The sequence below is a fragment of the Rhizobium leguminosarum bv. viciae USDA 2370 genome (assembly GCF_002008365.1).
Lineage (GTDB): Bacteria > Pseudomonadota > Alphaproteobacteria > Rhizobiales > Rhizobiaceae > Rhizobium > Rhizobium leguminosarum.
Map to the genome: position 1 here is coordinate 86,933 of NZ_MRDL01000054.1, position 22,419 is coordinate 109,351.

Annotated in this window: 19 protein-coding genes; 5 read left to right on the forward strand and 14 right to left on the reverse strand. The window is 61.0% G+C overall.

What is annotated here, in order from left to right:
* Position 1: 1 nt before the first annotated feature.
* Positions 2 to 757 carry a 3-deoxy-manno-octulosonate cytidylyltransferase gene (locus BS629_RS32170; protein ID WP_018244275.1) on the reverse strand — a complete coding sequence of 252 codons (756 nt, stop codon included), beginning with the start codon at positions 755 to 757 and terminating at the stop codon, positions 2 to 4.
* 154 nt (positions 758 to 911) lie between these two features.
* Here BS629_RS32170 and BS629_RS32175 point away from each other — a divergent pair, with 154 nt between their 5' ends.
* The gene (locus tag BS629_RS32175; RefSeq protein WP_018244276.1) at positions 912 to 1,475 is read left to right on the forward strand and encodes a c-type cytochrome; all 564 of its coding nucleotides are present in this window, start codon (positions 912 to 914) and stop codon (positions 1,473 to 1,475) included.
* 128 nt (positions 1,476 to 1,603) lie between these two features.
* Here BS629_RS32175 and BS629_RS32180 read toward each other — a convergent pair whose 3' ends face one another.
* Complete coding sequence (locus tag BS629_RS32180; protein ID WP_003555804.1) at positions 1,604 to 2,551, reverse strand: AEC family transporter; 948 nt, start codon at positions 2,549 to 2,551, stop codon at positions 1,604 to 1,606.
* A gap of 519 nt (positions 2,552 to 3,070) precedes the next feature.
* Between BS629_RS32180 and BS629_RS32185 the strand changes: the two genes are divergently transcribed.
* The gene (locus BS629_RS32185) at positions 3,071 to 4,063 is read left to right on the forward strand and encodes an adenosine kinase (protein WP_018244277.1); all 993 of its coding nucleotides are present in this window, start codon (positions 3,071 to 3,073) and stop codon (positions 4,061 to 4,063) included.
* Here BS629_RS32185 and BS629_RS32190 read toward each other — a convergent pair.
* Positions 4,056 to 4,595, reverse strand: a complete 540-nt coding sequence (locus tag BS629_RS32190) for an SH3 domain-containing protein (protein WP_018244278.1) — start codon at positions 4,593 to 4,595, stop codon at positions 4,056 to 4,058. The two genes, BS629_RS32185 and BS629_RS32190, sit on opposite strands and share 8 nt — an antisense overlap.
* A 185-nt stretch (positions 4,596 to 4,780) precedes the next feature.
* Here BS629_RS32190 and BS629_RS32195 point away from each other — a divergent pair, with 185 nt between their 5' ends.
* Positions 4,781 to 5,782, forward strand: a complete 1,002-nt coding sequence (locus BS629_RS32195) for a 2-hydroxyacid dehydrogenase (RefSeq protein ID WP_018244279.1) — start codon at positions 4,781 to 4,783, stop codon at positions 5,780 to 5,782.
* Between the two features lie 13 nt (positions 5,783 to 5,795).
* Here BS629_RS32195 and BS629_RS32200 read toward each other — a convergent pair whose 3' ends face one another.
* From BS629_RS32200 to recF, 3 genes are read right to left on the reverse strand one after another with little or no spacing between them, the layout of a single operon-like run.
* Positions 5,796 to 6,284 carry a GNAT family N-acetyltransferase gene (locus BS629_RS32200; protein ID WP_018244280.1) on the reverse strand — a complete coding sequence of 163 codons (489 nt, stop codon included), beginning with the start codon at positions 6,282 to 6,284 and terminating at the stop codon, positions 5,796 to 5,798.
* Positions 6,281 to 7,105: a molybdopterin-synthase adenylyltransferase MoeB gene (locus BS629_RS32205; RefSeq protein ID WP_018244281.1), complete on the reverse strand. Its 825-nt coding sequence runs from the start codon at positions 7,103 to 7,105 to the stop codon at positions 6,281 to 6,283. The genes BS629_RS32200 and BS629_RS32205 overlap by 4 nt, the downstream gene beginning before the upstream one ends.
* Positions 7,102 to 8,226, reverse strand: a complete 1,125-nt coding sequence (gene recF, locus BS629_RS32210; protein ID WP_018448011.1) for a DNA replication/repair protein RecF — start codon at positions 8,224 to 8,226, stop codon at positions 7,102 to 7,104. Before recF ends, BS629_RS32205 begins: the two co-directional genes overlap by 4 nt.
* 449 nt (positions 8,227 to 8,675) lie before the next feature.
* Between recF and BS629_RS32215 the strand changes: the two genes are divergently transcribed.
* Complete coding sequence (locus BS629_RS32215; protein ID WP_018244283.1) at positions 8,676 to 9,041, forward strand: helix-turn-helix domain-containing protein; 366 nt, start codon at positions 8,676 to 8,678, stop codon at positions 9,039 to 9,041.
* A 254-nt stretch (positions 9,042 to 9,295) separates the two neighbouring features.
* Here the strand turns inward: BS629_RS32215 and BS629_RS32220 are convergent, their stop codons facing one another.
* The 7 genes from BS629_RS32220 to BS629_RS32250 all read right to left on the reverse strand — a co-directional run bounded on the left by BS629_RS32220 (position 9,296) and on the right by BS629_RS32250 (position 19,123).
* Positions 9,296 to 9,496, reverse strand: a complete 201-nt coding sequence (locus tag BS629_RS32220) for a hypothetical protein (RefSeq protein WP_018244284.1) — start codon at positions 9,494 to 9,496, stop codon at positions 9,296 to 9,298.
* 321 nt (positions 9,497 to 9,817) lie between these two features.
* Positions 9,818 to 10,945 carry a molecular chaperone DnaJ gene (gene dnaJ / locus BS629_RS32225; RefSeq protein ID WP_018244285.1) on the reverse strand — a complete coding sequence of 376 codons (1,128 nt, stop codon included), beginning with the start codon at positions 10,943 to 10,945 and terminating at the stop codon, positions 9,818 to 9,820.
* 86 nt (positions 10,946 to 11,031) lie between these two features.
* A complete protein-coding gene (dnaK, locus tag BS629_RS32230) occupies positions 11,032 to 12,948 on the reverse strand; it encodes a molecular chaperone DnaK (protein WP_018244286.1) in 1,917 nt (638 codons plus the stop codon).
* A 384-nt stretch (positions 12,949 to 13,332) separates the two neighbouring features.
* Positions 13,333 to 15,687, reverse strand: coding sequence for a transglycosylase domain-containing protein (locus tag BS629_RS32235; RefSeq protein ID WP_018244287.1), 2,355 nt, complete (start codon positions 15,685 to 15,687; stop codon positions 13,333 to 13,335).
* Positions 15,688 to 15,898: 211 nt separating this feature from the next.
* The gene (locus tag BS629_RS32240; protein ID WP_018244288.1) at positions 15,899 to 16,120 is read right to left on the reverse strand and encodes a hypothetical protein; all 222 of its coding nucleotides are present in this window, start codon (positions 16,118 to 16,120) and stop codon (positions 15,899 to 15,901) included.
* A gap of 545 nt (positions 16,121 to 16,665) precedes the next feature.
* The gene (locus BS629_RS32245; RefSeq protein ID WP_018244289.1) at positions 16,666 to 17,334 is read right to left on the reverse strand and encodes an SH3 domain-containing protein; all 669 of its coding nucleotides are present in this window, start codon (positions 17,332 to 17,334) and stop codon (positions 16,666 to 16,668) included.
* Between the two features lie 400 nt (positions 17,335 to 17,734).
* Positions 17,735 to 19,123, reverse strand: coding sequence for a M20/M25/M40 family metallo-hydrolase (locus BS629_RS32250; RefSeq protein WP_026242288.1), 1,389 nt, complete (start codon positions 19,121 to 19,123; stop codon positions 17,735 to 17,737).
* A 214-nt stretch (positions 19,124 to 19,337) separates the two neighbouring features.
* Between BS629_RS32250 and BS629_RS32255 the strand changes: the two genes are divergently transcribed.
* The gene (locus tag BS629_RS32255) at positions 19,338 to 21,722 is read left to right on the forward strand and encodes a bifunctional diguanylate cyclase/phosphodiesterase (RefSeq protein WP_018244291.1); all 2,385 of its coding nucleotides are present in this window, start codon (positions 19,338 to 19,340) and stop codon (positions 21,720 to 21,722) included.
* A 108-nt stretch (positions 21,723 to 21,830) separates the two neighbouring features.
* On the opposite strand, the gene BS629_RS32260 is transcribed toward BS629_RS32255, so the two are convergent.
* Positions 21,831 to 22,247, reverse strand: coding sequence for a MarR family winged helix-turn-helix transcriptional regulator (locus BS629_RS32260; protein WP_003544385.1), 417 nt, complete (start codon positions 22,245 to 22,247; stop codon positions 21,831 to 21,833).
* Positions 22,248 to 22,419: the final 172 nt, after the last annotated feature.

A 22,419-nucleotide genomic window follows, 5' to 3' on the forward strand; every position in this document is an offset into this window, starting at 1 on the left:
GTCAGTTCGACTTTGCGGAGAGGATGCGCCGCGCTTTTTCGAGGTCGGCCGGAGTATCGACACCGAGCGGAACCGTGTCAACGATCTCGGCGTCGATGCGCATGCCGGCTTCCAGCGCCCGTAGCTGCTCCAGCGATTCGCGCTTTTCGAGCGTCGAAGGACCGAGCGAGACGAACCGTTCGAGCGCCGCCCGCCGATAAGCATAGAGGCCGATATGGTGGTAGAGCGGCCCTTGGCCGTAAGGGGCCGTTGCCCGCGTGAAGTAGAGCGCGTGCAGCCGGGCGTCGGAAATCGGCGAGCCGACGATCTTGACGATGTGCGGCGCGGACTTGTCCTCCTCATTGTCGATTTCGGTTGTCAGCGTTCCGATATCGACCGCCTCGTTCTCGAGAGGGCGCAAAGCCGCGCGCACCGTTTCGGGATCGATCGTCGGCAGATCGCCCTGGACGTTGACGATGATTTTCGCCTTTCCGTCCGGATCGACTTTCTTCAGCGCCTCAAAGATTCGATCAGAACCCGATTGGTGGTCTACGCGGGTCATGACGACTTCGAAGCCGGCGGCGGCGACGGCATCGAACACTCGATCATCGTCGACGGCGACGACAACGCGGCCGATGGCTGCCTCCCTGGCGCGTAGCGCCACCTGGACGATCATCGGCAGGCCGCAAATATCGGCGAGCGGCTTGCCCGGAAGCCGGGTGGAGGCCATGCGCGCCGGGATCAATACGAGCACGCCGTCTAAATTTGAATCACTCATTGTTCGGGCCTTCTATTCCGGGCTGAAAAGTGTCAAAAAGTCTCACGCACAAGACCATTTAGACAGTTGCAACGATCAACCAAAAGACATAGGTTCCGCGCGATTTCAAGATGGTCCGGTTTATGGTCTGCCGGCTGCAAGGGGAGCATTGCAGATGAATTCATACGTCAATACGGCCGTGGGGGCGCTGCTCGGAACGATTTTCGTTCTGATGTCGGTCTCCATCGCGTCCGAAGGGATCTTCCATTCCGAAGCACCGGAAAAGGAAGGTTTCGCGATCGTTGCCGAAGAGGCGCCCGCCGCTGGTGGTGAGGCTGCGCCTGCCGTTGCTGTTCCGATCGCGCAATTGCTCGCTTCTGCAGATGCCAAGGCCGGTGAAACGGTCTTCAAGAAGTGTCAGGCCTGTCATGACGGCACCAAAGGGGGACCGAACAAGGTCGGTCCCAACCTCTTTGGTGTCGTAGATCGCCCGATCGCCTCGCATGAAGGCTTCGCCTATTCCGCTGCCATGAAGGATTTCTCCAAGGGCAGCAGCGAGAAGTGGACTTTCGAATTTCTCAACAAGTTCCTGCTGGCGCCGAAAAAGGACGTTCCGGGCACCGCCATGGGCTTCGCCGGTCTGGCGAAGGATCAGGACCGCGCCAACGTCATTCTTTACCTGCACACGCTCGCCGATTCGCCGGTGCCGCTGCCGGATCCGAACGCCGCGACGCAGTGACGCGGAAGACAATCGCATGACATCGAAGCCCGGCCCGCAAGCCGGGCTTTTCGTTGTGCAGAGAGCCGCTTAAAGCATGTCGCGCAAAACTGCGCAGCGGTTTTGCGCTAACGACATTACGACGCGCTTTAGGCGCCGAGGAAATAGGCCCAGAGCGAGACCGTGATGGCGCCGAGCGCCGTCGTCACCGTGATCGTCGAGGCGGCGAGGCTGTGACCGACGCCGAAGCGATTGGCAATCAGCCAGGCGTTGACGCCTGTCGGGACGGAGGAAGTCAGCACGATCGCTGCCGTCCATTCGGGACTGAGACCGAGGAGATGGCTCGCCGCCCACACGCAGCCGGGCAGCAACAGCAGCTTCAAGGTCGAGGTGACGCTGGCGATGCCGAGATTGCCGGAGACGCCGTATCTCTCCAGCGCCATGCCAAGCGATATCAGCGCCGCCGGACCGGCAATGCCGGCGATCTGCCCGACGACCGTTGCCACCGTCGTCGGCATGGTGAGACCGGAAAGGTGCATTGCCATGCCGGCCGCAAGCCCGATCACCAGCGGGTTGCGCACGAGATTGACCGCGATCTGGCGAAGCACGAGCACCATGCTGCGATCGCTTTTGCCGGCGATCTTGCGCTCGGCATGCTCCATCAGGACCGTGCCGGCGACCATCATCACCGGCAGATGCACGGCAAGCAGGATCGACAGCGCCACCAGCCCTTCGTCGCCGACGGTTCGCTCGACCAGCGGCAGGCCGATGAAAATATTGTTGGCGAAGGCCGAGGAAACGCCGGCCAGCACGCCGATCCGTTCGTCGCGGCCGAAGAGGCGTGTGGCCGCGATATGGCCGGCCGTCCAGGTGATGGCAACGCCGGAAAAATAGACGATCCAGAGTCGGAAGGGCGAGGCGCCATGAAAATCCGCCTCGGCGATGGTGCGGAAGAGCAGAAGCGGCACGGCGATCTTAAAGACGAATTCGCTGAGCGCTTCGCCGACATTCGACGCCATCAATCCGCTGCGGACGATCACCCAGCCGATGAGAATCAGGATGAAGATGGGAAGGACGTCGAGAATGATGGCTGACATGGGGGAGGCTGCTCTGCGCGGGGGAGTATTCGACGTCTACAGCGCCGCGCGTCTTTTCGAGCCGCGCAAAGGACGCTGTAGCACTTTGAATTGCTGCATAATTTTTTCCTTAAATCGATTCCGATTTAAGGAATTATGCAGTAGCAGCAAACCGCTTGGATTGAAAAGGCAATCGCCGTCCAATCAGGCGCATCGGCAAAACAAAAAAAGCGGGCATAGCCCGCTTTTCCGCTCCGGTCTTGCCGGAAACCCGGATCACGAAGCTGCCAGTTCATCCGTGGTCAGCGTCGCGCCGGTAAGATCGAAGGGATCATCCCTCGTGCGCCCGGCTGCAACTGAAAGCTGCTCATGCCGGTCTTCTTGCGAGTATTTCTAGATTTGGAAGATGACAGGGACATGACGAATAGGCGGCACTTTTGCGAAGAAATAGATGCGCCATCCACCATTTATCCTTCCAAACCGCGGAAATTTCGCTAAGACCAAACCCCGGCTATCACAAAATCCGGGACCCCCCATTTCATGACAAGATTCGATGTTCTGACAGTCGGCAACGCAATCGTGGATATCATTGCCCGTTGCGACGACCAGTTCCTCATTGACAACCAGATCACCAAGGCGGCGATGAACCTCATCGATGCCGAACGCGCTGAACTCTTGTACTCGCGCATGGGACCGGCGCTCGAAGCCTCCGGCGGCAGCGCCGGCAACACGGCGGCGGGCGTGGCTAACCTCGGCGGCAAAGCTGCCTATTTCGGCAATGTCGCCGAAGATCAGCTCGGTGATATCTTCGCGCACGACATCCGCGCCCAGGGCGTCCACTACCAGACCCGGCCCAAGGGCACCTTCCCGCCGACGGCACGTTCGATGATCTTCGTCACCGAGGATGGCGAGCGCTCGATGAACACCTATCTGGGCGCTTGCGTCGAGCTCGGCCCGGAAGACGTCGAGACCGACGTCGTGGCCAACGCCAAGGTCACCTATTTCGAAGGTTATCTCTGGGATCCGCCGCGCGCCAAGGAAGCGATCCTCGATTGTGCCCGCATCGCCCATGAAAACGGCCGCGAAGTGTCGATGACGCTGTCCGACAGTTTCTGCGTCGACCGCTATCGCGGCGAATTCCTCGATCTGATGCGCTCCGGCAAGGTCGATATCGTCTTCGCCAATCGCCAGGAAGCGCTGTCGCTCTACGAGACCGACGATTTCGAGGAGGCGCTGAACAGGATCGCCGCCGATTGCAAAATCGCCGCTGTGACGATGAGCGAGAATGGTGCCGTCATCCTGAAGGGCCGTGAGCGTTTTTACGTCGATGCGATCCGGATCAAGGAAGTTGTGGATACGACGGGTGCCGGCGATTTGTTCGCCTCTGGCTTCCTCTATGGCTACACCCAGGGACGTTCTTTGGAAGATTGCGGCAAGCTCGGTTGCCTGGCTGCCGGCATCGTCATCCAGCAGATCGGCCCGCGCCCGATGACCTCGCTTTCCGAGGCAGCCAAACGGGCAGGGCTTATTTGAAGGCTTCACCAGGATAGGCGCCCCAGATCTCCGACTGCGCCACCCAGCCCGAGGCGCCGTCGGTTTCGGCGCGGCACCAGTCGCCGTTGCATTCGCCAATGGTGATCATCACGCCGGGTTCTAGCTTGGCAACGATCGAGGCAGAGGGCTGCGCCTCGCGGCGCAGATTGACATAGACGCCTTTGCCCTTGGTCTTCATCCACGGGGCGGCAATCGCCGCGCGCTGGCCGGACAACAGTGACTGGTTGACCCAGCCTTCGGTGCCGTCAGCATCACGGATGCGGCGCCAGTTGTCGTATTCCTGGATGATCTCCACCGGCAGGCCGGATTTCAGGTACATCCACGAAACGGCGTAATCCGTTCCCGGACCGATGCGCAGGTTGACGCGCTTGGATTTCAGCGTGACGAAGCGCGGCAACGGCAGTCCGCTTGGCCCCTTGGCCGCCTGCGCATGGGCGAATTCGACACTTCCCATGGATGCGGCCAGTGCGATGGCAAGGGCGAGGCAGGACTTCAGGACTTTGCTGCTCATGGAAGTTTCCGTTTGCTCGAATTCGCGGGCAGGCCCGGCCTGCTCGCGGTCCGGGCTTTGACATTCCCCGGCTGCACCGCGAGTTTTGTTTGTCTTCGCGTGCGGGTCTGGTAGAAAATGCCCGGAATGGGAAAATTATCACCCCTCTTGGTTAAAGACCTCTGAACAAGGCACCACAGGCAGCCATGACAGCGAAGAAAAAACCGAAGGTCTACATCACCCGCAAGCTGCCGGATGCCGTCGAAACCCGCATGCGAGAGCTCTTCGACGCCGAGCTGAACATCGACGACGCGCCGCGTTCCGTTCCCGAGCTTATCGCCGCGGTCAAGACCGCCGACGTGCTGGTGCCGACCGTCACCGATCGCATCGACGCGGCGTTGATCGAGCAGGCGGGACCGCAGATGAAGCTGATTGCAAGCTTCTCCAATGGCACCGATCACATCGACGTCGAGGCGGCGGCGCGCAAGGGCATCACCGTTACCAACACGCCGAACGTCCTGACCGAAGACACCGCCGATATGACCATGGCGCTGATTCTCGCGGTGCCGAGAAGGCTCGGCGAAGGTGCGCGCGTGCTGACCGACAAGCCGGGTGAATGGGCAGGCTGGTCTCCCACCTGGATGCTCGGTCGGCGCATTCACGGCAAGCGAATCGGCATCGTCGGTATGGGCCGCATCGGCACGGCGGTGGCCCGCCGCGCCAAGGCTTTCGGCCTGTCGATCCACTATCACAACCGCAAGCGCGTCAATCCGGCCGTTGAGGACGAACTGGAGGCGACCTATTGGGAAAGCCTCGACCAGATGCTCGCCCGTGTCGACATCGTTTCGATCAATTGTCCGTCGACGCCGGCGACCTTCCACCTGATCTCGGCCCGCCGTCTGGCGCTGCTGCAGCCGACGGCCTATCTCGTCAACACCGCGCGCGGCGACGTGGTCGACGAAGCTGCGCTGATCAAATGCCTGAGGGAGGGCCGGATCGCCGGCGCCGGCCTCGACGTCTTCGAGAACGAGCCTGCCGTCAATCCGAAGCTGGTCAAGCTCGCCAATGAGGGCAAGGTCGTGCTGCTGCCGCATATGAGCTCGGCGACGATCGAAGGCCGCATCGACATGGGCGACAAGGTCATCATCAACATCCGCACCTTCATCGACGGTCACAGGCCGCCGAACCGCGTGCTGCCGGGTCGTTGAAGAACGCTGTAAATCAGGCGACGCAGATTGGAGGCGCAAGGACCTTGCGCAGCTCGACGAATGTCGTCCTGGCAAAGCCGGGATGCGCCTTTTCGGCGGTTCTGGAAAATCCACAGGCGGCAAAGACGGCGTGATTGTCGGTGAGTTCGATGCGTGTTTCCAGCCGCAAAGCGGGAAGACCGAGCACCGCAGCCGTTTCCTCGGCAATCGCCAGCAGCCGCTTGCCGAGGCCCTTGCCCTGCATCTCAGGCAGGACGGCGAGCTTGCCGACATAGAGACAATCGGCCTCCGGCCGCAGGAAGAGGCAGCCGATCAGCTTTTCGCCGTCGATGGCGACATGGCCGATCTCGGCCCTGGCCTTTTCGGCCAGTGACTCCGTCGTCAGCTTGAGCGCCGAAGATGGCGGGTCGATCCTGCCGTTCATCGAGGCGAAGGCGGAAAGGACGAGCGTCAGCAGTTCGTCCCAGCGCGTGAAGCTATGATCAAGACGAATAATCGTCATCCGGCTGGTCTTTGTGTTGTACGGCGTCGTTTGTAGCGAACCGTGTCGAAGCGGGCCGAGAGCGCGTCGTAGAGCAGCAACCGTCCGACCAGCGGTTCGCCGGTGCCGGTGACGAGCTTGATCGCCTCCATCGCCATCATCGTGCCGATGACGCCTGTGAGCGCGCCGATGATGCCGGCCTCGGCGCAGGCGGGAATCAGACCCGCCGGCGGCGCTTCCGGAAACAGGTCGCGATATCTAGGGTTGGACGTTCCGTCCTCAGCCGTCTCATAGGGCTTGAGAACCGTCAGCGAGCCGTCGAAGCGCCCGACGGCGCCGGTGACGAGCGGGATGCGCGCTTCTTCCGCCGCATCGGCGGCGGCATAACGCGTGTCGAAATTGTCGGAGCCGTCGATCAGTAGATCGAAACCGGAGAGCTGACGGCGGGCGGCCTCCGGGGAAAAGCGTTCCTCGAAGCGGATCAGTCGGACATGCGGATTGAGCCTGGCGATGGCGAAGGCGGCACTCTCCGTCTTCAACTCGCCGATCGTGCCGGAATCATGGATCACCTGGCGCTGCAGGTTCGACAGCGACACCCGGTCGTCGTCGACGATACCGAGCGTGCCGACGCCGGCTGCGGCCAGATATTGCAGGACCGGTGCACCGAGGCCGCCGGCGCCGATCACCAGCACGCGGGCGGCTTTCAGTTTCTGCTGGCCGGCGCCGCCGATCTCGGGGAGCAGGATGTGGCGGTGATACCGCGCTATTTCTTCCGGGCTGAGCGGTTCCATGGCGCCGATGTTATCATGACGCCCGACGCCGGGAAAAGCCGCCTCCGTCATTCGAACACTCTTCCGTCGGAAACCGTGAAAAACTGCGCCCTGTCGCCGAGTGCCGAAAACATCGCGCGATCTGTTCCGGTCATGAAGGCCTGGCCGCCGAGCCCGTCGATAAGGTCGAACAGCGCGGCGCGTCTGTTCTCGTCGAGATGCGCTGCGATCTCGTCGAGCAGCAGGATCGGCGCATGGCCGGTGAGATTCCCGACGAGCCGCGCATGCGCAAGCACCAGGCCGACAAGCAGCGCTTTCTGCTCGCCGGTGGAGCAACGCTCCGCCTCCATCGCCTTTTCGCGGTGATGCACGATGAGGTCGGCCCGGTGCGGCCCCTCGAGCGTGCGTCCAGCGCCGGCATCGCGGTAGCGGCTCTCTGCCAGCATCGCCGCGTAGTCATCTTCGAGGTCGACCGAGGGGCGCGAGAACTGACCGTCCATGAAGCCCGAGAGCTGCAGCGATGCCGAAGGGAAGGGCGAGCTCTCCCGTGTTTCCTCGATCAGCCGGGTCAGGAGGCCGAGCATCTCCTGCCGGGCGAGCGCCATGGCGATACCGAGGCTTGCCATCTGCTCCTCGATGCCGGCAAGCCAGGACGGATCGAAGCGGCCTTCGTCCAGCAATTTGTTGCGGCTGCGCATGGCGCGCTCGAAATCGCTGGCGCGGCGGCCATGAGCGGGATCGAGTGACAGCACCAGCCGGTCGAGAAAGCGGCGTCGGTCGGAAGAGGCGCCGGTAAAGAGCCCGTCCATCGCCGGTGTCAGCCAGAGAAGGCGCAGATGGTCGGTCAGTTCGTCCGCAGTCTTTGCCGTCGTGCCATTGATGCGCAGCCTGCGGGCGATGGTCTCCTCGCTCGTTTCGATGCCGGTGCCGATCTCGACGTCACCCTCCATGCCGTCGAGCGCGGCGAAGATCGAAAAGCCACCGGCGGCGCCGACGCGGGTGATATCGCCATAAGCCGCGCGGCGCAGGCCGCGGCCAGGCGAAAGCAGGGAGACGGCCTCCATGAGATTGGTCTTGCCGGCGCCGTTATCTCCCGTCAGTACGGCATGCCGACCGTCAAGGGTAAGGGCCGCCGCCGCATAGTTGCGGAAGTCTGTCAGCTTCAGACGGGAAAGAGAAACCTTGTGCGGCATCGAATGTCCGGAATCGTAAAGCGTGACAGCTAAGCCGAAGCGGCGCTGATGGCAAGGCTGGCAGCTTTTTGGCCGTGGGATCGTACCGTCGGTGCTGCCGCAAGTCAGGGACGCGGCGGCTGGCGCCACCCAGGACATATATTCCAGAGATCCCGTGACCGAAGTCCTGGTGTCCGACATCTTCCCGGTGTAACGGCAGCCATGACACTTTCGAAATTCTGCTAAAAATACAACCACCGGAGATGGTCTGACATCGCCAAGCTGATACTGTCGACAGTTATTGTCAATGCCTCCCAGCTCCGGATATTCAGGGTTTGCTGCCATCCTTTAAGGCTATTGACGTAACGTAAAGCCCAAAAAAAGTCGGTTGAATTTTGCAACTGCAGGGTTGAGTTATCTGGTGCAGACGATATGGTAAACGGAACGTTTATGTATAAGAGAGTGATGAAGTGCCAGATCCGGTTGATATTATCGTCGGTCGCAACGTCAGACAGTTTCGCGCCCTTCGCCGTGTTTCCCAACTTGAGCTTGGCGAAGCACTCGGACTGACTTTCCAGCAGATCCAGAAATACGAAAAGGGAACGAACCGCGTTTCCGCCAGCAAGCTGCATCAGATCGCGGTTTTTCTCGACGTTGAGATCTCTGCTCTTTTCGAGGGCGCCGGCATGTCACCATTCGGCAGCCGTGTCGAACTCAGCCCCGACGCCTATGCGCTTGCGCTGAGCTACGACAAGCTGAACTCACCGGCAGGCAAGGAAGCGGTCAAGACCATCGTCACCCTCATGACTGGCGAAGTGGCCGAAACCGCCGCTTGATTCCACGACAGCGCCGGGCATCTTTTCGAGAGCCGCAAGGACGCTCTAGCACTTTGAATTGCTGCATGATTTTATCCCTGCATCGGTTCCGATAAGCTATGCAGCGGGCAATGGATTCCCACCGAAAGCACGACCTGTTCAAGGTCTGGATGATCTCGGACCGATGCGGGTGTACAGCGGTTTTGGAATGACGGCGTGCCTCAAGGCGAAGACCGGGAAGCAGGTCGCCCGGTTCAGGTTCGATGCCGCGCGCTTCAGTGAATCTCGCATTCGTGCAGCGCCATCAGCAGATCGTCCTGCGTCTGGTGGCCGGCATGATAGAGGTCGATCGCGATGTTGGCGATTGAAAGGCCCTGCTGGCTGCGAAGCTTGATGTTGCGCTCGGCGCACCAGGTGTAGATGGCGCCGGCGAGAACGTCGACGTCTTCGGACTGAGAGGAAAAGGCTGGCGCCATGGTCGATACCCTTGGTTTGGTTGTCCCCCGCTAGAGCGCCGTGCTAAGGACGCTCTATCGCTTTGATTTGGTGCATAACCCCAAAAGGAGATTCCGATCTTCGGAGTTATGCGCTGACCGCAGAGACTGAATTCATTTGGAAAACTTGCAAGCGGCATCATCTGGCTGCGTTAACGCAAGTCGTCTTCCCGTCCGCCGCCGTATCGATCCGGGACAGATTGGCCGGCGCGGGCGGTGAATGTCGCAAATCGGGATTCCTGGAACAAAAAAACCGGAGACGTTTCCGTCCCCGGCTTTCGAAATAGGCGTGTCGATTGCGGCTCAGCCTTCGAAGAATTCCTTCATGCGGGCAAAGAAGCCCGTCGATTCCGGATTGTTCTCCTTGGAAGAAAGCTGCTCGAATTCCTGAAGCAGTTCGCGTTGCCGCTTGGTGAGCTTTTGCGGCGTCTCGATCTGGATCTGGATGTAGAGGTCGCCCGTCTGCACCGAACGCAGCACCGGCATTCCCTTGCCCTTGAGGCGGAACTGTTTGCCGACCTGCGTGCCCTCAGGCACGGTTACGCGCGACTTGGTGCCGTCAAGCGTCGCTACGTCGAAGGTTCCGCCGAGCGCGGCCGTCGTCATCGAGATCGGAACCGCGCAATAGAGATCGGCTCCGTCGCGCTGGTAGAATTCATGCGGTTTGACCGACAGGAAGATGTAGAGATCGCCCGCTGGTCCGCCGCGGGCGCCGGCTTCGCCTTCGCCCTGCAGCCGGATGCGCGTGCCGTCCTCGATGCCGGCAGGGATGTTGACCGAGAGCGAACGCTCTTCCGTCACCCGGCCCTGGCCGTGGCACTTCGGGCAGGGATCGGGAATGATCTGGCCGCGGCCATGGCAGGTCGGGCAGGTCCGCTCGATCGAGAAGAAGCCCTGTGCCGCGCGCACGCGCCCCGTTCCCTGGCAGGTGCCGCAGTTCTTTGGCTGCGTGCCGGGCTTGGCGCCCGAACCCGTACAGACGTCGCAGGTGATCGAGGTGGGAACGCGGATCTGCGCCGTCTTGCCGGAGAAAGATTCTTCCAGCGTTATTTCCATGTTGTAGCGAAGATCGGCACCACGCTCGCGGCCGCCCGACGAGCGCTGGCGAGCGCGCCCACCACCCATCATTTCGCCGAAGATATCCTCGAAGATGTCGGAGAAACCGCCGCCGGCAAATCCGCCGCCACCGCCGCCCATGCCGCCATGCTCGAAAGCCGCATGGCCATAGCGATCATAGGCCGCCCGCTTCTGCGGGTCCTTGAGCATCTCGTAGGCTTCGTTGATTTCCTTGAACTTCCGTTCGGCGTCCTTGTCATCCGGGTTTTTGTCCGGATGAAATTTCATCGCCAGTTTGCGGAAGGCGCTTTTCAGCTCTTTCTCGTCCGCCGACTTGGCTACACCCAGAGTTTCGTAAAAGTCCGCTTTTGCCATTAAGGATTAAACCCCGGAAATGGATTTTCCGGCTGCCATGGTGAGCAGCCGGATCAGGTGTTGAAGCATAACCACGCCGTCGCGGATTACGCGGACTTCTTGCGGTCGTCGTCCTTGATTTCCTCGTAGTCGGCATCGACGACATTGTCGCCGCCTTCGGCGGAGGCATCGCCAGCAGCGCCGCTTTCGGCCTGCTGTGCTTCATAGATCGCCTGGCCGAGCTTCATCGACACTTCCATCAGCGTCTGGGTCTTGGCCTTGATGTCGTCGGCATCGGGCTCCGACGCTTCCGACGCCGTCTTCAGCGCGGCGATCGCATCCGAGATCGCGGTGCGGTCGGCCTCGGAAACCTTGTCACCGTAATCTTTCAGCGACTTTTCCGAGGAATGGATCAGGCTTTCAGCCTGGTTCCGGGCTTCGACGGCCTCGCGGCGCTTCTTGTCTTCGGTGGCATGGGCTTCGGCATCCTTCACCATCTTCTCGATGTCGGCGTCGGAAAGACCGCCGGAAGCCTGGATGCGGATCTGCTGTTCCTTGCCGGTGCCCTTGTCCTTGGCCGAAACCTGCACGATGCCGTTGGCGTCGATGTCGAAGGTGACTTCGATCTGCGGCATGCCGCGCGGCGACGGTGGCAGACCAACGAGGTCGAACTGGCCGAGCAGCTTGTTGTCGGCAGCCATTTCACGCTCGCCCTGTGAAACGCGGATGGTCACGGCCTGCTGGTTGTCTTCGGCGGTCGAGAAGGTCTGGCTCTTCTTCGTCGGGATCGTCGTGTTGCGTTCGATCAGGCGGGTGAAGACACCACCTAGGGTCTCGATGCCGAGCGACAGCGGCGTCACGTCGAGGAGCAGGACATCCTTGACGTCGCCCTGCAGAACGCCGGCCTGGATGGCAGCACCAAGCGCCACCACTTCATCCGGGTTGACGCCCTTATGCGGCTCCTTGCCGAACAGCTGCTTGACGACTTCCTGTACCTTCGGCATGCGGCTCATCCCACCGACGAGAACCACTTCGTCGATTTCGGCAGCGGTGACACCGGCATCCTTGAGCGCTGCCTTGCACGGCGCGATCGTGCGCTGGACGAGATCGTCGACCAGGCTCTCGAGCTTGGCGCGGGTCAGCTTCAGCGTCAGATGCTTCGGGCCGGAGGCGTCGGCCGTGATGAACGGCAGGTTGATTTCGGTCTGCTGCGAGGACGAAAGCTCGATCTTTGCCTTTTCCGCAGCTTCCTTGAGGCGCTGCAGGGCAAGCTTGTCGTTCTTCAGGTCGATGCCGTTGTCCCTCTTGAACTCGGCAACGAGATATTCGACGAGACGCATGTCGAAGTCTTCACCGCCGAGGAAAGTATCGCCGTTGGTGGACTTCACTTCGAAGACGCCGTCGCCGATCTCGAGGATCGAAATATCGAAGGTGCCGCCGCCAAGGTCGTAGACGGCAATTGTCTTGCCTTCTTTCTTGTCGAGGCCGTAGGCGAGGGCTGCAGCGGTCGGCTCGTTGATGATGCGCAGAACTTCAAGACCAGCGATGCGGCCGGCATCCTTGGTTGCCTGGCGCTGCGCGTCGTTGAAATAGGCGGGAACGGTGATAACGGCCTTCTCGACCTTTTCGCCGAGATAGGATTCGGCGGTTTCCTTCATCTTCTGAAGGATCATCGCGGAAATCTGTGCGGGCGAATAGCCCTTGCCATTGGCTTCGACCCAGGCGTCGCCATTGTCGCCCTTGACGATGGTGAAGGGAACGAGGTGCTTGTCCTTCTCGACGGTCGGATCTTCGTAGCGGCGGCCGATCAGGCGCTTGACCGCAAAGAGCGTGTTCGTCGGGTTGGTGACTGCCTGGCGCTTGGCCGGCTGGCCGACGAGGCGTTCGCCATCATCGGAAAATGCCACCATGGAAGGGGTCGTGCGTGCACCTTCCGCATTCTCGATAACCTTCGCGTCCTTGCCGTCCATGACTGCGACGCAGGAATTCGTCGTTCCAAGGTCGATACCAATTACTTTTGCCATGTCATTCTCTCCTTGAAGCAAGCTGTCGGAACCCCGAGAAGGCATTTCCCTGACAGCCCCTTACGGGATGGGTCTACTTGCGATTACGCAATCGTGATTGCGGTGATGCGGCGTATATAAGGAGCGGTTTTCTGGACTGCAAGGCGAGAAATGCCCCGGAATCCAGCAAAACGAATGTGTTGCGTTCAATTTTTACAGTAGCCGGGAAAGAGGTCGCCCCATGTCCGGAAAGCGGCCGATTTTTAGAGCATGTCGCGCAAAACTGTGAAGCGGTCTTGCGACGACGACATGCGTAAAACGAAGACCTAAAGCGCGAGGAGCGATTCTGAAAGATCGCGATGCGCTTTAGAGCATCGGGCTTGTGTTGGACGTGCAGCAAAGATCTCACTGGCCCATGATCAGATCGAGCAGCGTCGTGCGCCGCGGCTGGACAGAAGAGGTTGTCTGCGCGCCTCCGACATCCCCGGGTGGCACCACGCCCTCATAGTTCGAGCCGCCGCCTTCGGCAATGTCTGCGGGCGGAACCGGGCCATTGCCGGAGCTTGCCGCCTGCTGCCGGACAGGCGCTTGCGGATAGCGGTTTGCATTGTCGTCGCCGCCGAAGACGCCGGAAATGATACCGCCGATCGTCGACGGCGGCGCCTCGGCCGTCATCGGTTGCCCGCTGCCCAACTGCCCATCGCCCGCTTGTCCATCACCAGGGGCTGCCTGCGCCATCGGCTGACCATTGTTCGGATCGGCGATCAACTGGCCGTTGCCGAAGAGCGGTGCCGGCGAAAGACCCTTGTGGGCGGCGATCATGAATTCCTTCCAGGCCTTGGCGGGCAAGCCGCCGCCTGTCACCTTCTTCATCGGCTTGCCGTCGTCATTGCCGAACCAGACCCCCGTGGTGAGGTTGCTGGTGAAGCCGACGAAGAGCGCGTCGCGCGAATTCTGCGTTGTGCCGGTCTTTCCCGCCGCCTGCCAGCCTGGGATCTTAGCGCTCTTGCCGGTGCCGTTGTCGATGACGCCCATCATCATCGCATCCATCTCGGCGACGATCTGCTCGGAGAGCACGCGCGGCGGGCTGTCATAGGTATTTTCGTAGAGAACCTTCCCTTCGGCAGTCGTCACCCGGCGGATGACGTGCGGCGTCGCCTTGTAGCCGCCGTTCATGAAGGCGGCATAGGAGGCGGTAAGTTCCATCAGCGACACCTCGGACGTACCGAGCGCGATCGAGGCGTTCGGCTGCAGCTCGCTTTCGATGCCGAGCCGGTGGGCAAGCTTGATCACCTGATCCGGCCCGTCATACATCACCAGCTGGGCGGCCACCGTGTTCAGCGACTTGGCCAGCGCGGTCGCCAGCGTCACTTCGCCATTGTATTTCTTCTCGTAATTTTCGGGCGTCCAGTCACCAATCCGGATCGGCGCGTCGTTGAACACCGAATAGGGCGTCAGCCCCTTCTCGAGTGCTGCGGCATAGACGAAGGGCTTGAACGAGGAACCCGGCTGGCGTTTGGCCTTGACGGCGCGGTTGAACTGGCTCGTCGCATAGTCCCTGCCGCCGACGAGCGCCCGGATCGCGCCGGTGCCGTCGATCGAGACGAGGGCCGCCTGCGAGGCGTCGAGCTTCCCGCCCTCCTTGTCGAGCACGTCGACCAGCGATTGCTCGGCCTTCTTTTCCAGCGACTTGTCGATCGTCGTATCGACGATGACGTCTTCCTTGACGTCGCCGATCAGACCCGGCAGCTCGTCCATCACCATGTCGGCGACATAGTGCCCGGCGCCCGACCAGTAGCTCTTGGCCGAAGCCGGGGTCTGTGACATCGCCGTCTTGACCTCGGAATCGGTGATGAAACCCTGTTCGCGCATTGCTGCGAGCACGAGTTGGGCGCGGGCATTCGCCGCGTCGGCATCGCGGGCCGGCGAAAGCCGCGACGGCGCCTTGAGCAGGCCGGCCAGCACCGCGGCCTCGCCGAGGTTCACGTCACGCGCCGATTTGTTGAAGTAGCGGCGTGATGCCGCCTCGACACCATAGGCGTTCGATCCGAAGAACACCCGGTTGAGATACATCGCAAGGATCTGGTCCTTGGTGTATTTCTGCTCCAGCCACAGCGCGAGCAGCACCTCCTGCACCTTACGTTCCAGCGTCCTGTCCGGGGAGAGGAAGAGGTTCTTGGCAAGCTGCTGCGTCAGCGTCGAGCCACCCTGCACCATGTGGCCGGCCGTGAAGTTGGTCACGATCGCCCGGCCGAGGCCGAGCGGATCGACGCCGAAATGCGAATAGAAACGCCGATCCTCGATGGCGATGACGGCTTCCGGAATATAGGGCGACATGTTTTCGAGCGACAGCGCCTCGCCGCCGGTCGCGCCGCGATTGGCGATGACGCTGCCGTCGACGGCAGTAATCTTCACATTCGGCGGCCGTTCCGGGATCGCCCATGTGCTGGCGCTCGGCATGCGCGAGCCATAATAGACCACAAGCCCGGCAACGCCGATGCCCGCCCAGATGAAAAGCACGACGCACCAGTAGATGACGCGGCGCAGGAATCCGAAAAACCCGCCGCCTTCACGCTCCCGCGGCTCGCGCCGCCGCCGGCGGGCTGCACGTTGCGGTGGGGGTTTCGAGCCGCCGCGGCGCTGGGATCGGCCTCCGGCTATGCGATCGTCGGCATCGAGCGAGAATTCGTCATCGTCGCGCGCCGGGCGGCCGCTGAAGGACGGTTCTATTCTGTCGCCTGATCTGCCTCTGCCTGCCATCGCGGACCGGTCACACCCCATGTTCGATCGCGAAGCCAACTTCGCATAACGGTGCTCTTCTCCAGCGCCGCGCGTCTTTTCAGACGCGCAAAGGACGCTGGAGCACTTTGAGTGCCGCCGTGATCATCCGACTGAACTGTAAATGCGGCGATTTAACGGGGTGTTAATAATGGAAAGTAAAGCAAATCGCGCCGGGCGACAGCATTGGCCTTCAGAACTGCCGGGCCTCGTAATCGTCGAGCGTTTCCGGGTCCTGCTTATATTCCCACTCGCCCAGATGAAAGCGGCGCCAGATCTGGCCGGAAGGGTTAAGGCTCGCCCCATCGGTGAGGCGCACAGGCAGGATAGGGTTGTGTTTATGCCAAACGGTAACATCTGTGGCGGCTGCCCGAGGGGCGAAAAGCCCGAAGAAAGCCAGGTAGTCTTGCGTCATCAGGGTCCAGCCTCGAACGGATTAAAATCAATCCGCAACTTCACAAAACTGCAATAAAGAATCCTGCAAAACAAGAGCCTCGCGATGGCTTCACATCAAATTGTCGGTGACCGCATTCGAGGATCGATGCTTCCCCCGCGGTTCCTGTCTTGCGCTCGCCGGCGAAGCGGCGCGCGTCGTGAAAACAAAGGCCCCGAAGTGCGTGGCGTGAGTTACGTGCGATACGACGTGGATTACCGCGCCGCGCGTCTTTTCGAGAAGCGCAAAGGACGCTGTAACACTTTGAATTACTGCATAATTTCGTCCTTAAATTCGATTCCGATTTAAGGAATTATGCAGGAGGCGGAACCAATAGGCTCCGCGATTGTTTAAGTACAAGCGGGACAACCCCTCACGTCCCGCGCATGATCGGCCGTCTCCCCTCAACACGCGCCGATCGACATCAGGCCCGGTGCATCCCTCATGGGAGCGCCGGGCTTTTTCTTGGGTGTTTTCCCTTGGCTTCAAGCCTCGGAAGAGGACGGCGCTGCCGTCCCCTTTCTGTTTCATTCGTCGCAGGAGGGATCGCCGGGGCGGCAATCAAAGTCCCTGCGGTCGGGCCTGCGATCATCGCCTCTCCGGTCGTCCCTCTGCCGTTCACCTCTTTGCCGATCGCCCCTCTGCCGATCGTCCCTTTGATTGTCGTCGCGCCAGTCACGATTGCGGTCGCGCCCATCTCGGTCGCCATCCCGCTCGCGCCAGTTACGGTCGCGATCCCGGTTATCCCGATCGCGATCGCGATCCCGATTGTCGCGGTCGCGATAGTAATAGTCCGGGCCGCGGCTCCAGCGGTCACGGTCGCGATAGAAATCGCGGTTGCGGTAGTAGCGGTCCCAATAATTGTCGACGCTGAAGCGAATCATCGGAATGCCGAGCGGACGGTAATATTGCGGGCCGACATAGACGCGGCGCTGCTGGTAGGAGGCCTGCACGTACTGGCCGGAAACCCAGCCGCGGCCGCCGTAGAATTCCACGTCGCACCAGTTGACGTCGGAAAGGCATCCGCGGATTTCGACGGAAGAACCAGCCGGGATGACCGCGACGGCAGGATAACGGGTGCTCGGACCCGCACGCATGTTGACGTTCGCCGTCGAGTAGCCCTCGGCAGCCTGCGCTACGGCAGGCGCCAGCATAAGCAGGCCGACCGCTGCGATTTTAACAAAGAGATTTTTCACGCTTCTCAGTCCTTGTTGGCACGTTTTTCAGGCAGCGCTGGGCCGCGTTTCCTTGGCATATGCCACTGAAACAAAAGATAGACGGATCGCCCGCAGGTGTTTAGGGCGTTATCATTCGTCTTATCTTTCAATGGCTTATGCGTCGCTCGCGATGAACGTAGCTTGAACGGCGAAATGTCTGTCAGCGCCCTTGAGCCGCGAGTAGTGCTTCCGGCAAGGGCGGGCACTGTTAACGGTCCGTTAACCTTTCGGCGGCAGTCTCATTGCAATACCCGCTTGCTCCTTGACCACGGATGAACTGGCACTGAGATGAGCGGATGACGAAAGGCCGGGTCGAACCGGCCTTTTTGTTTGTCGCGACTTTGCGTGGCGCATCTTGATGGAAGGTGCGCCTTTTCCATCAGGCAGCGAGCGACTGAAGAATCCGCACCCAGGAGCGGATGCCCTTGTGGTAGGAGATAAGCTCGTATTTCTCGTTCGGCGAGTGGATGCGATCATCGCTGAGGCCGAAGCCGACGAGCAGCGATTCCATGCCGAGCATCTTCTGGAAATCCCCGACGATCGGGATCGACCCGCCCATGCCGATGACGATGGCGGGTTTCGGCCACTCGTCGGAAAGCGCGTTCTTCGCCTTTGTCAGAACCGGCGAATCGTAGGAGAGATGAATTGCCGGCGAGCCGCCATGCGGATGGAACTCCACCGAGCAATCGGCGGGAATCTTCGAGCTGATATAGCTGCGGAAAGCCTCGCGGATGGCGGCCGGATCCTGCGTGCCGACAAGCCGGAACGAAACCTTGGCCGAAGCCTTGGCGGCGATCACCGTCTTGAAGCCTTCGCCGGTATACCCGCCCCAGATGCCGTTGATTTCGGCGGTTGGCCGGGCCCAGGTGAGTTCCAGCACCGAACGGCCCTTCTCGCCGGATGGAATGGAAAGGCCGACTTCGCCGAGGAAGCTCTCTGCGGTCTTGCCGAGCGTCTCCCATGACGCCTTGATGTTGTCAGGCGTCTCCTCGACGCCTTCATAGAAGCCGTCAAGCGTGATGCGGCCCGTCTCGTCATGCAGGCCGGCAAGAGCCTCGACGAGAATATGGATCGGATTGGCCGCCGCGCCGCCGAAGAGACCGGAATGCAGGTCGCGGTCCGCCGCCGTCACGATCACTTCCTCGCCGACGAGGCCGCGCAATGCTGCGGCGATCGCTGGCGTGTCGCGGTCCCACATGCCGGTATCGCAGACGAGCGCATAGTCGGCCTTGAGCTCTGCGGCATTGGCTTCGAGAAAAGGCTTCAGGGACGGCGAACCGGATTCCTCCTCGCCCTCGAAGAGAATGGTAATGCGGCAGGGAAGCGCGCCGTTGATCTCCGTATAGGCGCGGCAAGCCTCGACGAAGGTCATCAACTGGCCCTTGTCGTCGGAGGTGCCGCGGCCGGTCAGGATCTTGCGGCCCTCGCCGACATCCTTGATCGATGGCTCGAACGGGTCGTTTTCCCAGAGTTCGATCGGATCGACCGGCTGAACATCGTAATGGCCGTAGAAGAGAACATGCGGCGCATCGGCGGACGCGCCGGCATGATGGGCGACGACCATCGGATGGCCTGGTGTATCGCGCACCGAGGCCGTAAAACCGAGCGTCCCGAGATAAGCGACGAGCCATTCCGCAGCCTTTCGGCATTCGGCTTTGTAGGCGGGATCGGTGGATATCGACTGGATGCGCAGAAGCTCGAACAGCTTGTCGAGGCTCGATGGAAGATTCTGATCCGCGCGCGCAAGCACTTGACGTACATCGGTCATTTTCGACTCCTTTTTGAAATTCGGCCGGACGATAGACCAAACCAGATAGGCAGGCGAGGCGGAAAAACAAAAAATCGGCGGCGCGAAAGACCGGCGGGGCATAGACTAATATCAAGAAGATTTGCTGGTTAATATAGAAGAGAATTCTAATTCAATTTACCGTTATTTAGCATAACCTAAATAGCCTGACCGAATTCAGCTGTGCGAGGTTCGGATGTTTTCGGTCATTACATGTATTCGGGACAACCACGATTGGCGGCTGGTGCTTGCGGCCGCCGCGGTCTGCCTGGTCGGCGCTACGGCGGCTATGCTGCTGCTTTCCCGCGCCCAGGAATGCGATGCCGGGCGGCGCAAGCTCTGGATCGGCGCCTCGGCTTTCGCTTTCGGTACCGGCGTATGGGCAACGCACTTCATCGCGATGCTGGCCTATGACGGCGGCATGCCGATCGGCTACCAACTGGGCCTGACGACGCTTTCTTTCCTCCTGTCGGTTGTCGGTTCGTGGGCGGCGATCCTCGTCGCTTCGGAAAGCCGCGGCAGATTTTCTCGCATCCGCGGCGGCGTCCTGATGGCGCTCGGCATCGCCTCTATGCACCTGACCGGCATGCAGGCGATCGAAACGCAGGCGGTCATCCTTTATGATCCCTTGATGACGCTGAGTGCGGTTCTCGCAGGAGCGCTGTTGTCGGGCGCCGCCTTCCACGCCTTTTTCCAATTGAAGGGACTGAGGCGGCTCCTCGCCTCGTCAATCACTTTCGTCCTCGCGATCTGCGCTCTCCATTTCATCTCGATGGCTAGCATCACACTCGTGCCGGATCCCGGCAAGCAAGTTCCGGCAACGGTGCTCGACGCCAGCCTGCTTGCTGTGATCGTCGTGGTGGCGGCGACGACGCTCATTCTGATTGCCCTCGCGGTGGTCTTTATCGAAAGCCACCTGACGGATCTGAGGGGGCTCGCGAATGCCTCGCAGGAAGGGCTGCTGATCCTGCGGGAAGGCCGGATCATCGATGCCAATGAACGCTTCCAAGGGCTTTCCGGCTGGAAGCTTGCCGATCTTGCTGGCAAGGCGCCCTCGGCTGTTTTGTCCGCTATTCAGGGAACTGGGCAGAACAGACCCAGCGAGACGCTGCTCAACACCAGGAACGGCAGGGAGATCGCCGTCGAAGTGACCGCGAGCAGGATCGTCTATCGCGGGCACAATTGCGAGGTGCTGGCTGTGCGTGACCTCACCGAGCGCAGGCAGGCCGAGGAGATGATCGAGCATCTCGCCCACCACGATGTGCTCACCGATCTGCCGAATAGGTCGCTGTTCGACACCCGCATCCGGCAGGCGCTGCAGATGGCTGAACGAAAGAACAGCGAGGTTGCCCTCTTCTATCTCGACCTCGATCGCTTCAAGGCCGTCAACGACATCTTCGGTCATGCCGAAGGCGACCGCATTCTCCGCAAGGTCGCCTCGATCCTGCGCCGCGTGGCCGATGAGAGCGATACGGTCGCCCGCCTCGGCGGCGATGAATTCGCCATCATTCAGCCCGCCGGGCAACAGCCGGCGGCGGCGCAAAAGCTTGCCGCTGATATCCTCGACGAATTCGCCGCCGAAATGGACACGGCGCGTGACCCCACAGCCGTCGGCGTCAGCCTCGGCATCGCACTCTATCCCGCGGATGGCGCTGCCGCTGAAGAACTCTGCAACAATGCCGATACCGCACTCTACCGCGTCAAGCATGACGGTCGCGGCAAGGTCTGTTTCTTCGACGCGGAAATGGACAAGGCGGCACGGAACCGCCGCCAGATCGAAAGCGAACTGCGCCATGCGATCTCCCGCAACCAGATCCATGTCAGCTATCAGCCGATCCTCGATGCGCTGAGCGGCGAGATCGGCGGCTACGAGGCCCTGATGCGCTGGAACCGGCCAGGTTACGGCCTGACCGAGCCCGATATCTTCATCCCGATCGCCGAGGAAAGCGGCTCGATCGTCCAACTCGGCGAATGGGTGTTGCTGCAGGCCTGCAGGGAGGCCGTGCGCTGGCCGCTGCCGCTGATGATCGCCGTCAATCTCTCACCGGTGCAATTCATGCTGCCGAACCTCTGTGAGCGGATCGAGTCGATCCTCGCCGAAACCGGGCTTGCGCCCGGCCGGCTGGAGCTCGAGATCACCGAGGCGGCCCTCATTCGCGATCGCGACCGGGTGATGACGACGCTGCTGCGGCTGCACAAGCTCGGCGTGCACATCGTCATGGATGATTTCGGCACCGGTTTTTCCTCGCTGTCCAACCTGCGTTCATTCCCTTTCGACAAGATCAAGGTCGACCGCAGTTTCACCGGCGTGCTGGAACATGATGCGTCGGCACGCTCGATCGTGCGCGCCATCATCGGCCTTGGTCATAGCCTCGGCATGCCTGTCGTGACGGAGGGCGTGGAAACCGAGATGCAGCGCCGGATCGTCGTTGAGGAAGGCTGCGCGCAAGTACAGGGCCTTTTACTCGGCAAGCCGGATATCGAGCCGAGCGTCAAGCTTGCCGCCGACGAAAACGTCCTGAGTGTGCAGATCGAAACCGGCGGGGCCCCATTGCGATGCGCACAGCGTGCCGGCGAGTGATCTTACAGCGCCGCGCGTCATTTCTGACGCGCAAAGGACGCTGTAACACTTTGAGTTGCTGCATAATTTATCCTTAAATCGATTACGATTTAAGGAATTATGCAGTGGTCAGAGCGCCTTGGCGTTTTCCAGAAGCCGGCGGATATATTCGAGCGTCAGCTCGCGCTCGAAAACCCGAAAACCTTTGAACAGCGCAAGGTCGGCCTCCCGCGCGGTCTCGATCGCCTCGGCCTCCATGGCGCGCGCCCTCGGCGTCAGGAAGAGCAGTTGCGCCCGCTTGTCGGACGGATGCGGCCGGCGTTCGATCAGCCCGTCGCGCACCATGCGCGAAAGCGTATTGGCCATGGTCGCCTGCTCGATATCGACCCGCTCGAGAAGTTGTTTCTGGGTCAGCCCGTCCTCGGCCCAGAGTTCCAGCAGGATGGGGAACTGGCCCGGAGAAAAACCAAGCCCGACCGCGCGCTGGTGCAGCGAGCGGGCAAAACCCTTCGCCAGCTGGCTGGCAAGGTAGGCTCCCGAATCCATGCGGTTAAATCCCATGATTGCAAGTTAGGCTCAAAACCATGCCGGAGACAATGCAGCAAATCGCATACGATGCTCCTTAACATGCAAGCCGTGACGATAATTTCGAGTGCCTGGAAAAAACAAAAGTCGCCATGGCCTGGAGGTTGGCCATGGCGACTTTAAAGTGGGGACA

Excerpts from the sequence above, each read along its gene's own strand:
- BS629_RS32170 (WP_018244275.1), bottom strand. The coding sequence starts at position 757 with ATGAGTGATTCAAATTTAGACGGCGTGCTCGTATTGATCCCGGCGCGC.
- BS629_RS32175 (WP_018244276.1), top strand. The coding sequence starts at position 912 with ATGAATTCATACGTCAATACGGCCGTGGGGGCGCTGCTCGGAACGATT.
- BS629_RS32180 (WP_003555804.1), bottom strand. The coding sequence starts at position 2,551 with ATGTCAGCCATCATTCTCGACGTCCTTCCCATCTTCATCCTGATTCTC.
- BS629_RS32185 (WP_018244277.1), top strand. The coding sequence starts at position 3,071 with ATGACAAGATTCGATGTTCTGACAGTCGGCAACGCAATCGTGGATATC.
- BS629_RS32190 (WP_018244278.1), bottom strand. The coding sequence starts at position 4,595 with ATGAGCAGCAAAGTCCTGAAGTCCTGCCTCGCCCTTGCCATCGCACTG.
- BS629_RS32195 (WP_018244279.1), top strand. The coding sequence starts at position 4,781 with ATGACAGCGAAGAAAAAACCGAAGGTCTACATCACCCGCAAGCTGCCG.
- BS629_RS32200 (WP_018244280.1), bottom strand. The coding sequence starts at position 6,284 with ATGACGATTATTCGTCTTGATCATAGCTTCACGCGCTGGGACGAACTG.
- BS629_RS32205 (WP_018244281.1), bottom strand. The coding sequence starts at position 7,105 with ATGACGGAGGCGGCTTTTCCCGGCGTCGGGCGTCATGATAACATCGGC.
- recF (WP_018448011.1), bottom strand. The coding sequence starts at position 8,226 with ATGCCGCACAAGGTTTCTCTTTCCCGTCTGAAGCTGACAGACTTCCGC.
- BS629_RS32220 (WP_018244284.1), bottom strand. The coding sequence starts at position 9,496 with ATGGCGCCAGCCTTTTCCTCTCAGTCCGAAGACGTCGACGTTCTCGCC.
- dnaJ (WP_018244285.1), bottom strand. The coding sequence starts at position 10,945 with ATGGCAAAAGCGGACTTTTACGAAACTCTGGGTGTAGCCAAGTCGGCG.
- dnaK (WP_018244286.1), bottom strand. The coding sequence starts at position 12,948 with ATGGCAAAAGTAATTGGTATCGACCTTGGAACGACGAATTCCTGCGTC.
- BS629_RS32235 (WP_018244287.1), bottom strand. The coding sequence starts at position 15,687 with ATGGCAGGCAGAGGCAGATCAGGCGACAGAATAGAACCGTCCTTCAGC.
- BS629_RS32240 (WP_018244288.1), bottom strand. The coding sequence starts at position 16,120 with ATGACGCAAGACTACCTGGCTTTCTTCGGGCTTTTCGCCCCTCGGGCA.
- BS629_RS32250 (WP_026242288.1), bottom strand. The coding sequence starts at position 19,123 with ATGACCGATGTACGTCAAGTGCTTGCGCGCGCGGATCAGAATCTTCCA.
- BS629_RS32255 (WP_018244291.1), top strand. The coding sequence starts at position 19,338 with ATGTTTTCGGTCATTACATGTATTCGGGACAACCACGATTGGCGGCTG.
- BS629_RS32260 (WP_003544385.1), bottom strand. The coding sequence starts at position 22,247 with ATGGATTCGGGAGCCTACCTTGCCAGCCAGCTGGCGAAGGGTTTTGCC.